Below are 9818 nucleotides of genomic sequence, written 5' to 3' on the forward strand. Positions count from 1 at the left end.
CGCGAAGCGTTCCCGGCGCTGGGCGGCGCCCAGACCGGTGACAATGCTGATCAGCAGCAGAACGGGGAAGAACACCGCAATGGCCCCGATGGACAGCACCGTGTTGTAGGCGGCCGCGCTGCCACCGTAGGGGTCGGTGGTGAAGTCTGACACCAGGACGGCCCTGCCGTTCTGGCGGAGTTCGGCTTCCGTTGCTCCCGTGACGACGATCAGGGAGTCCGGCCCGGGTAAGGCAGCATCGTCAATCGTGCCGGCAAACGTCCCGAAACGGTCACCGAGCTGATCCTGCGGCGTTGATTCGATCAGGCGCTGCAGTGCCGGGGATGCGTTGAGCCGTGCGCTGGAAGCCCGCTTTGAACGCCTTCGCCATCACCTTCAGCGACCGAATCCCGGCAGCTGAAAACCACAAAAGAAAACTGCCGGATACACCGTTTATGAGATAGTCCCGCTGGCCAACCAGGCCTACGTGACCCGTCGTGCTCCCCGGCTCCGGAACCGATATCGCAGCGCCCATTGCCCGGCGCGTCATGGACGCCATCGCCGCGCCGGTCCATGTCGCCGGGGCCGCACTGCAGGTCCCCGCCAGCATAGGGATAGCCATCGGTACCGGACTGGAAGACCGCGAAGAGCTGCTCGAGCGGGCCGACAAGGCAATGTACTCGACCAAACACGCCGGCCGCGAACGGTACGTAATCTACGGAGCCGCAATGAGGCCCGGCCATCAGGGCGGTATGAGGGTCCGTCCCCACCCATCACAGGCCCCAGACGGCAACCCAGTTCTGGACCGAACTGCGCCAAACCCTCACCTCACCACGCCCCGGGCCCGACACGGGAAACAAGCCAGCCAACGACACTCTCCCCATCAGCTAACCCTCACCCGGCGGGGTTTCCCCGCAGCCCCGGCCAGCCCGGGTCTCCATCCCTGTACCGGTATTCGGTACGGAGACCACACCCGGACAACCGCAACCAGGGCACATCGGAAAGGCTGGAGAATACCTTCCTGGGCAGTCTCCGGTTTGACGGGCACCCCGGGATTGGCCAAGGTGTACCAGTGCCCCCGAAATTTGAAGAACCCGTCCCCGCCCAGCCGACGCCGGCCAGGGCCGGCACCGGCCTTCAGATCGCAGCGCTGCTGGGCTTCATGGCCCTGGCCCACGCGGTGTCATTCCTGGGTTCGCTAGCCATCATCGCCAACGCCCACGGCTGGTACGCCGCCGCGAACAAGGCACCCTGGACACCCCCGGACTGGGTCTTCGGGACCGTCTGGACGGTGCTGTATACGACCATGGCCGTAGCCGCCTGGCTCATCTGGCGCCAACAGGCGGCCCGCCGCGGCGCCATGGTCGCCTACGGCGCCCAGTTGGCCCTGAACCTTGCCTGGGCCCCCACGTTTTTCGGCATGTACCCCATGATCGGAACCGCCGCCCTGTGGCTCGCGCTCCTCATCATCACCGCACTGTTCGTGGGAGTAAGCGTGACGGTTCTCCGGTTCGGCCCCCTCAGCCGGACCGCCGGGGCCCTGATGCTCCCCTACATTTCCTGGATCATCTTCTCAGCCAGCCTGAACCTCTACGCCGCAACCACCAACTAGCCGGAACTCCCCCTGGCCCGGTGCCCGCGGTCGATCACGGCCACAGACGCGCAAGTGACTGTGCAATATCCGCCACGCCCGCGCCTGACCCAATGAGCAGACCTCTGAAGGTCACACGGACCGGTCTCGCCCCCCGGAAGTTACGAGCCCTGAGCTGGCCCGATCGCGGGACGCCCGGCGGAATCGAAGCACGCCCACTCCCCGGCACGCCCTGGCAGTCATCCGAGCAGCCGTCACCAGCGTCGCCACCAACGGGGCCGGCCAGCTCGTCCAAATCCTGCCTGGTGCCTGGTGCCTGGTTAATTATCGATTACCTCGCCAACAAAACATGAAGCAGGCATCGGCGCAGATCCATCTAGCACCCGTCGGCCAGCCAGAGCAGCGGCGCAGCCAACGAATCGGTAGGGTCGGATCATGACCCATGCTTCCGCCGTGTCAGCGATTTCGTCCTATCACTGGCTCGGTATCCCGATCGCCGTCGCCGGGGCTGTACTGCTGGCCCTCGGCACGCTGTTTCAACACAAAGCCGTGGAAGACCAGGGGGCCGCCCCGGGGCGGACCGCCGGGAGCATGGGCGGGGGACGCCTCCAGGCCCTAATGCGCAAACCGGTCTGGCTGGGCGGGACAGCGATGCTCGCCGCTGCAATACTCCTGCAGCTTACGAGCCTGAGATTTTCACCCCTGATCGTGGTGCAGCCCATCGGCGCGGTCGCCCTGGTTGTGACCACGTTGGCCACGGCACGGATGACCCGCCGGTCCCCGGGGCGCCGGGCCCTCACATCCGTGGCTTTGTGTGTCGGTGGGGTGGGCGCGTTCGTTGCTGTCGCTGCCGTGTCCGCCCAGGACGTTCTAATCAGCGACGGGCACCTCATCACTATCTTGGTTATTCTCGGTATCGTCCTCGCCGCATTTGGAACGGGTTACGGTCTCTGGCGGCGGCGATGGGGGGCCATCATCTTTACCGGTGGTGCCGGTGTCCTGTTCGGATTCGTCGCGGCCTTGGCAAAGACCGTCATCGCCCGGCTCTTCCAGGGCGATTTCGAATGGCTGTCCCTTAGCTGCCTGGCCGGGCTGGTGATTGCCGCCGTGTCCGGGACGTTCCTAGTCCAGAACGCACACACCCGGGGCACTCCCGAACTCGTCGTGGCCGGGCTGACAGTCATCGACCCCCTCGTTGCCGTCACCATCGGCATCACCATCCTCGGCGAAGCCGACACCGCCCCGCCCCAAGCGTTCATCGCCTACTTCCTTGCAGGCGCCGTAGCGGTCACCGGAGTCCTCCTCCTCGCAACAGTCAAAAAGGTGCCGACGCTTCCAGCACGTGAATAAGCCAACCTGCCCCTAACAAGGCCGGAACTCCACCTGTATGTGGCCGGAATGGAATTCTGTGATGGCTCTTCTGGCGTGATGTTCAGCTTCCGGGACTTCCCGGGGCGGGACGGGGCGGGAGAAGAGGTAGCCCTGGAGGGAGTCACATCCTAGGCCGAGCAAGTATCGGGCCTGTTCGGGGGTTTCGACTCCCTCGGCGGTGATTTTGAGTCCGAGGTTGTGGGCCATCGCGGTCATGGAATCGAGGATCGGGAGCCCCTCGTCCCCGATGATGATCACGGAGACGAAGGACTGGTCGATCTTGAGGATGTCCACGGGAAGATCCTGGAGCCGGCCGAGGGATGAATACCCGGTGCCGAAGTCATCCAGGGCGACCTTGATGACTTGGCGGCGCAGCAGCCCCAGCTGGGTGGTGATATGCGGAGCGGGGTCCATGAAGACGCTTTCGGTGACTTCCAGGATCAATTGGTCGCAGCGGATCCCGGCGACGGCCAGGGTGTCCATAACGGTCCGCGCGTATCCTGGCGCCCGCAGTTGCTCGGCTGAGACGTTCACGGCCACGGAGTGTTCCCGGTCCTGTCCCCGCCAGGATTTGAGCTGGACGCAGGTCTGGGTCAGGATCTCCTGGCCGATAGCGCTGATCAGCCCGGTGCTTTCTTGTCAGCGATGGTCGAAAACTGAGCCACTTCGCGGGTGCAAAAGTGAGCCACGTTGATGTTGGTTGTTCTGCCTGATTTTCCGGTCTTGTCGAGGGCAGTGAGTCTGTCTGTGCATGTTTGAGTCGGTAGCTGGAGCCTTTGAGGGTGATGACTACGGCGTGCTGGACGATGCGAGGGCAGCAAGTACGAGGAGCCCGATGAACAGGGCAATGAGGTACGGCCAGAAGTGCTTCAGGCTGTTTTCCACGGTTTCGCGGGCGGTGGCACAGACGAGGTAGAAGACGACGCCGGCCGGGGGCGCGAACTAGCCGTTGCCCATGGAGATGATGAGCACCATGGCGCTGACATTGGAAATGCCGCCGAGGTAGAGGTCGATTCCCGACGCGAGGGCCAGGACGAAGGCGATGGGGAGGCCAAGGAAGAGCAACAGGAACAGGACCGCGAGCACCAGGGCCAGGAGGACGTTCGGCGAAGCGTAGTAGAACAGCGGCGGGGCCAATAGGACGACGGCGACCATCGCCGCGGCGATCCCTGCGGCGGCCACGACCGGCCGGCGTTCCTGCCGCCAAAGCTTGACGACGGCGAACCACGTGATGAGCACCATGCCGCAAGAGAACGCCAGGGAAACCCAGAACACCGGCAGCTGCAGGATGGGCGTCTTTTCCTCGATCTGCTGGGCAAGCGTCGGCACGAAGAGCGCGAAGGCCCCCGCGCTCATGATAAAGACGAGCCAGTCGACTAGGGCGGCCAGATAGGGCTTCCACGTTGCGGGCAGGCGAATGATCAGTGCCTGCACCGACATGTTCGCTCCCTTCGGATACGCGACGGCTCCACCAATGAAGGCAATGGTCAGGAGCGCAATTTCTGACACCTCCTGAGTCCAGAGCACAGAATCTCCGGTGACGACCCGGACCATTATGTTCAGCAGGATGACGACGAGCTCGGCGAGGATCGCCGCGCCCACGGCCCATTCAAAGGTCTTGTCGAGCCAGACGGCGCCGCTCCTGCCAGGGGGAACGTGACCGTGATGCAGGATCTCTTCCGCGTCAGACGGAATGACTTCCTCGAGTTCCTCGGGAGCGAGGGTGCGTTTCATATTCTGACAGACTGTCGACGTTGATAGCGGGATGTTGGTGGGAGGGCCGGGGCGCCGTGCGGGGTTTAGTTAGTTGGAGTTGGTGAAAGCGATGGCCTGGTCGAAGAATTCCTTGCCGATCAGCTGGGAGAACTGCGGGTAAAGGCTCTTGGACGTGGCCTTGAATCCTTCAAGTTTCTGAACCTCGGAGAACTTATTGGTCCACGGCACTTCAATCGGATTTTCCTGTCCCTTGATCGTTCCGGTCTGGAGGCCCGTGAAGACCTCGGAGAAGGCCATGGTGGTCGGGCTCGCACCCAGATTCTCGAAAAAGTCGATCCAGAGCGGGTTGCCGGGGGACACGGATTTTCAGGCCTTTGAGGTCCGAGGGCTGTTGGATGGGGCGCACGGAGTTGGTGATCTCGCGGCCGGTCCGGGTGAGGAACGATAGCGCGACGGTGTCTTTGGTCGCGAGCTTTTCCTTCAGTGCCTGGCCCGGCTTCCCGGCCAGGAACGCCGCTTCCTCCGTTGTGTCCTTGAAGAGGTAGGGGATGCTGATGCCGTTCATTTCCGGCACCACCGCGGCGTAGATGGACCTCGCGAGGATGAGGGCATCCAGCGAGCCGCCCTGCAGGCGGGTGACGGCGGCATTCTGGTCCCCGATGAAACTCGTTCCGTTCGGAACTACCGGGCGATTAACGGCCGGCTTGAACACCTTCGTGGCTCCGCACTCGGCTTCCCGAATCTCACCAACTATGTCGCCAGATCACTGCTGGAATCCGGCGGATTCAGACCGAAACTGCACTCTCAATTCTGAAGAGCCCAATTACGTCGTAGAGTGTCCCGACTCGGAGCATGGCGTGGATGACGTCGCAGCGGCGCCGTGCCAGACAGATGAAGGCGGCATTGTGCTTCTTGCCTTCGGCGCGTTTGCGGACGTAGTACGCCCTGGACCCGGGGGGCGTGGCACGAGGCGATCCACGCGGATCTGAAAAGAGCGTTCTTGAGTTGTTTTTTCCCGGAGCGTGCAGGTAATTCGCCGCGGATGGAGGTCCCGGAACGCTGCGTGACCGGGGGGATGCCGGCGTAGGCAGCGAGGTGGCCGGCGGTCCGGAAGCTGCCGACAGGGTCAACGTCCTTCCACGAGCCCTTGCTCGCTAAGTCAAGGAGTCAACAAAACCGGGGGCAGTCCCCGCGGTAAGGCACTAGCCAGGGAGTCCAAGCGATCACCCGACGGATCTGGCCTAGGTTGCACGAAGGCTGCGGTCTCGAGCACAACGACGGTCCCGGACCACAAAGCCAACTGCCACGACCGACCGTCTTACTGATTGGCTCTACACGCCGGTTCACACGCCACGGAGCAGCCAGTCATTGTCAGGGTTTCTGCCGCCCTCAGGATCCGGTGCATCCGAAACCGGCACGGACGTGCTCTGGTCCTCCACTCGCACCCGCGTCGGCAAGGCTCGCCAGCGGTCCATAGGAACCGCGACAACTGGACCAGATTCGTCCTCCTGAACGCTCTCGTCCGCGTCCCAGACCATGTTGCCCACCTTCTGCTTGTCATCCCATGGCTGCCGCGCCAGTCCGAGTTGGGTGAGCATGCCGAGTTGGTCGCTGCTTCCCCAGCGTTCGATGAGTTTGCCGTCTTCGAAGCGTCCGATCTGCATGCCCCGGATTTTGAAGCTCTTGCCGGTGGGCGGGTGGCCCATCAGCGGCCCCTGATGTGTCCCGGTGATCGTGTAGGCGAACGCGACGTCGTCGTCGGTGGCTGTGAGGTGTTCGACGTCGAGGTGCAGATCGGGAAAATGAGAGCGCAACCCTGCGAACAGGTCTTTGAATCCCTGCGGTCCCGGTCCTTGTCCGGGTGCCGGGTCGTGGTCGACGCAGTCGGCCGCGACGACGTCGTCGAATTGATCGAGGTTGCCGTTGTTTACGGCGGCGCCGAAGCGCTCCTGGGCGTGGATGTTGGCGTTCCTGGTCATGGATCCTCCGTTTATAGTTGTCAGGCCGGTCCGTGCGGAGCGGTCCTGGTTGTTATCTGTCTGATTCTGTCATCGTGCGCGCTGGTCTGCCCGGGAGCAAGGGCAAGGGCAGCGGGAGCGGGTTCGGCCCGGGCCTGCCTGCGGCCGGAACTTCAGGCGGATTCGGATACGCCTGAGCACTAACTCAATCGCCGGTGTCATTCCGAGCGTGTCTCTGACCCCGGAGGACGTTCATGTCATCTCGCGAGGTTGCTGCATCATTCAGGAACACTAGTGTCCTGCGCCTAAAGTCCGGTTCAGAAGTCGGCCGATGGATTCGAGGATGGCGCCTTCTAAGTCGATCGCGGTAAAGTCCAGCGATGGTGCGGTTTCCCATGGAACCCCATGTGTGGAAGGCCGTCTAGGTGGCCCCTGGCAGCGGAAAGCCCGCAGTACCACCACGGGACGATTGCTCATGGCAATATCCACCGCTGTAGGTGATGGACGTGGCCGAGAGAATCATTCGCCGTAGTCGTCAGAATGGTTGAGAAGTACTACTGATGCGAGACACCTCAGCTCAGCGTCCTCATGATCAGTTCCGGATCAGTGGCCATGTCATGCCGTTCTCCCCGCATTCCTGCATGAACAGGTATCAGAGCGGAAATTCCGGACCGGCCGCAACCCCAGGTCGATGTAAAGAATATTCAGCAAGTCAGGTTGTACGCGGCCCTAGACACCATGAAGTAGCGAACGCCGAAACCCGACGGAAGGACGAACGAGGATGAACACCCAGAAGAGACCCCACAGGGCGGTACACGGTCCGCCGTAGGCAGCCGCTCCCCTACACAACCGAATAGGCCGTTCCGGGACCCCACACACCCGGAACATCAGATCAGGGCCGAGAGTGTGGACACTGTCCACACGAAAAAAGCACCAAAAACCCCTCTGACCTGCGGAAACACTGTGCCCGAGGTGGGACTCGAACCGGGCTCCAGCCCTTGATTTTCCGCCACTCTCCCGAAAACCTCCGCAATCCGGCCCAGTCCGGCCGATATACGACCCGATCCGAAGCCCAAGGTGTGCACATTGTGCACACCCTCTTTCTTGCCCACTTCGGCACCCCCAACCAGGCTGCCTAAACGGCCGTCCGGGCGGAGCAGTTGTGTCTTGGGCGCGATTTCGCTCCGACATGAAGAGTGGGTCTCCGGAACCGGACCAGCCCCGAACAAGCACCGCACTAGGAGGCGGCTCTCATGCTCGAAATCGACGACCATCATGGCGGCGGGTTCCTCCTTTCGAACATCTCATGCAGGAGAGAACAGCAACGCTGCATGACCAACTGAAAGTCCGGCCTTCCACGAAGCGAGCACGCACCACCAACGGCGCAGTGGAGCCCGCCGCCGCGCCCAGCGACCCAAACTCACATTGCGGAACTCCGCCCCATAAGCCGTCGGCATGGTCGGCGTCCTTCCACGAGCACTCGCTAGTTCGAGGAGTCAACAACGCCAAGGGCAGTCACGCAGCTTAGCCATTGGGGTGGCTAAGAGATGCGTGCCCGTTCAGGGATCCACTTGCGGACGCTGGTTAGGGGCCGCTTCTGGGAGCATGGCGATATGAAGAAGTTCATGCGATCACTGGCAACCGACATTCTCAGCGCCATCGGTTCCGGGCGCCGGTTCGTGGCAATCGACGGCGTGGATGGCAGTGGCAAGACATCGTTCGCCGCAAACCTGGCCTTCGAGATCCAGAATCGACCCGTGATCGTCATCCATGCCGATGACTTTCTGAACCCCTCGCCTGTCAGGCATGCCAAGGGACGTGCCTCACCCGAAGGGTTCTGGCAGGATACCTACAACTACGCGGCACTGCAGGATCAGTTGCTTACGCGACTGGGCCCAGAGGGGGACGGCTGGTACTCGCCGGCCTCCTATAACTCAGCGACCGACCGAATGGCTCATGTGGCGGCCGTTCGCGCTCCATCAGATGCACTGGTCGTAGTCGAAGGAATGTTCCTGCACCGCGATGAACTCGCCCCCTACTGGGATGCTTCGGTGTTCCTGGACGTTCCATTCACCCAAACCGCGGCACGAATGGCAGTTCGGAATGGGAGCAACCCCGACCCGGAGCACCCAACGATGCGCCGCTACGTCGGCGGACAGCGCCTCTACTTCGACTCTGCACGACCCTGGGAACGTGCCACGTTCGTCGTGGACAACTCTGATTTCACTTCACCGAAAGTCATCCGTCCCGACATGGTTTCACCTGTCCGGTGAGGGTTCCCTATCGGGCGCCGGGGCGTCTGCAGAACCACCGGCTTACGGGAACGGGACGGCAGGTGCAAAGAGATCGTTGGCGCGTATGGGCCCATCTGGGAAAGTGCTCACATGAAATATCAACTGAGCAGCTTGGCAAGAGTTGCCGCCCGATACTGGAAAGCTGAGATGGCCGCTGTCTATAGCAACGATTGGGCTTCCCGAGGGGCGCTCAGTGTGGAATAGTGCGGTCAATATCATTGGGGGGTATATGTGATGAAGTGCAGTCGTTTGCTGGAAATCGTTGTCGCAATTTCCCTTGTGGCGGTTCCGCTCACGGGATGCGCGGGGCAGCAGCCAAGACGCGAGGACCTGAAATCTTTTGGCTCTATTGATGAGGCCTACGCTGCCGTCGATGACGTCTTGGGCTGCGATTCAACACCCGTTGGCGATCCGGTTGTGCCTATAGGCGATGGCGTTCGTCTCACTTCGTTGCAGAGACTCTGCTCGCAGAATGTTCAGATAGACCTCTACCCGAATCAGGACGCTCTTAGGAAGAGCTATCAAACGTGGGCTGACTCAAGCCAGGGCAAAATCCCTCTCGTTCGAGGAAATAATTGGATGGTTGTTGACCTCAGCCAAATCGCGAGTGGCCAGCCGGCAAGCTCCAACATCGAACGATTGGCCGAGAAATTGAACGGTGAATACGCCGTTGTCGGCAAGTAGTTGGATTTACCCCGAGAGTGACGCTAGGCGGATAGCCTCGCACGGACGTCATGAAGACGCGCGCCCTGTCAAGGATCCTTGGGTTCTTTCGGTGATTGCAACACTTAGCGGATGGGTGTTGTTATGGCGAGGTATTCAATTCATTTGAGGCCTGATCTCTTGCAGGTTTTTTGGGCCGGGATGCAGGCGGGTGATTTCATCACCGATGCCGTGGTTCCGATCAAT

Annotated in this window: 10 protein-coding genes and 2 pseudogenes; 5 read left to right on the plus strand and 7 right to left on the minus strand. The window is 61.9% G+C overall.

All coding sequences use genetic code 11. From position 1 onward, the window contains the following. Nucleotides 1-476 precede the first annotated feature (476 nt). The 3 genes and pseudogenes from ABIB49_RS18885 to ABIB49_RS18895 all read left to right on the plus strand — a co-directional run. Nucleotides 477-674, plus strand: a pseudogene (locus ABIB49_RS18885) (diguanylate cyclase domain-containing protein); the annotation flags it as partial. A 377-nt stretch (nucleotides 675-1051) separates the two neighbouring features. Further along, the gene (locus ABIB49_RS18890) at nucleotides 1052-1591 is read left to right on the plus strand and encodes a TspO/MBR family protein (RefSeq protein WP_226776146.1); all 540 of its coding nucleotides are present in this window, start codon (nucleotides 1052-1054) and stop codon (nucleotides 1589-1591) included. A 414-nt stretch (nucleotides 1592-2005) separates the two neighbouring features. Next, entirely contained in the window at nucleotides 2006-2920 is a 915-nt protein-coding gene (locus tag ABIB49_RS18895) for a DMT family protein (protein ID WP_282360996.1), read from the plus strand. Nucleotides 2921-2932: 12 nt separating this feature from the next. Here ABIB49_RS18895 and ABIB49_RS18900 read toward each other — a convergent pair whose 3' ends face one another. From ABIB49_RS18900 to ABIB49_RS18935, 7 genes and pseudogenes are all read right to left on the minus strand, one after another. Continuing rightward, nucleotides 2933-3565 (minus strand): EAL domain-containing protein, encoded by a 633-nt coding sequence (locus tag ABIB49_RS18900; RefSeq protein WP_282361002.1) that lies wholly within the window; start codon nucleotides 3563-3565, stop codon nucleotides 2933-2935. 165 nt (nucleotides 3566-3730) lie between these two features. Next, nucleotides 3731-3826: a hypothetical protein gene (locus tag ABIB49_RS18905; RefSeq protein ID WP_354157622.1), complete on the minus strand. Its 96-nt coding sequence runs from the start codon at nucleotides 3824-3826 to the stop codon at nucleotides 3731-3733. Between the two features lie 57 nt (nucleotides 3827-3883). Beyond that, entirely contained in the window at nucleotides 3884-4675 is a 792-nt protein-coding gene (locus ABIB49_RS18910; protein ID WP_283481284.1) for a TRAP transporter small permease, read from the minus strand. 69 nt (nucleotides 4676-4744) lie between these two features. Beyond that, complete coding sequence (locus ABIB49_RS18915; RefSeq protein WP_256447014.1) at nucleotides 4745-4954, minus strand: type 2 periplasmic-binding domain-containing protein; 210 nt, start codon at nucleotides 4952-4954, stop codon at nucleotides 4745-4747. Further along, nucleotides 4887-5369 carry a TRAP transporter substrate-binding protein DctP gene (gene dctP / locus ABIB49_RS18925; RefSeq protein WP_502913844.1) on the minus strand — a complete coding sequence of 161 codons (483 nt, stop codon included), beginning with the start codon at nucleotides 5367-5369 and terminating at the stop codon, nucleotides 4887-4889. The genes ABIB49_RS18915 and dctP overlap by 68 nt, the downstream gene beginning before the upstream one ends. Nucleotides 5370-5442: 73 nt before the next feature. After that, nucleotides 5443-5764: pseudogene (locus ABIB49_RS18930) on the minus strand (transposase); the annotation flags it as partial. A gap of 236 nt (nucleotides 5765-6000) precedes the next feature. After that, nucleotides 6001-6636, minus strand: coding sequence for an ester cyclase (locus ABIB49_RS18935; RefSeq protein WP_226775906.1), 636 nt, complete (start codon nucleotides 6634-6636; stop codon nucleotides 6001-6003). Nucleotides 6637-8228: 1592 nt separating this feature from the next. Here ABIB49_RS18935 and ABIB49_RS18940 point away from each other — a divergent pair. Together ABIB49_RS18940 and ABIB49_RS18945 are read left to right on the plus strand one after the other, a co-directional pair. Then, complete coding sequence (locus ABIB49_RS18940) at nucleotides 8229-8888, plus strand: nucleoside/nucleotide kinase family protein (protein WP_283481281.1); 660 nt, start codon at nucleotides 8229-8231, stop codon at nucleotides 8886-8888. Between the two features lie 270 nt (nucleotides 8889-9158). Next, nucleotides 9159-9593: a hypothetical protein gene (locus ABIB49_RS18945; protein ID WP_283481280.1), complete on the plus strand. Its 435-nt coding sequence runs from the start codon at nucleotides 9159-9161 to the stop codon at nucleotides 9591-9593. The last annotated feature ends 225 nt before the right edge of the window (nucleotides 9594-9818 follow it).

It is taken from the genome of Arthrobacter sp. UYCu512 (genome assembly GCF_040547075.1).
Classification (GTDB): Bacteria; Actinomycetota; Actinomycetes; order Actinomycetales; family Micrococcaceae; genus Arthrobacter.

Excerpts from the sequence above, each read along its gene's own strand:
- ABIB49_RS18935 (WP_226775906.1), bottom strand. The coding sequence starts at position 6,636 with ATGACCAGGAACGCCAACATCCACGCCCAGGAGCGCTTCGGCGCCGCC.
- ABIB49_RS18940 (WP_283481281.1), top strand. The coding sequence starts at position 8,229 with ATGAAGAAGTTCATGCGATCACTGGCAACCGACATTCTCAGCGCCATC.
- ABIB49_RS18915 (WP_256447014.1), bottom strand. The coding sequence starts at position 4,954 with ATGGCCTTCTCCGAGGTCTTCACGGGCCTCCAGACCGGAACGATCAAG.
- ABIB49_RS18895 (WP_282360996.1), top strand. The coding sequence starts at position 2,006 with ATGACCCATGCTTCCGCCGTGTCAGCGATTTCGTCCTATCACTGGCTC.
- ABIB49_RS18910 (WP_283481284.1), bottom strand. The coding sequence starts at position 4,675 with ATGAAACGCACCCTCGCTCCCGAGGAACTCGAGGAAGTCATTCCGTCT.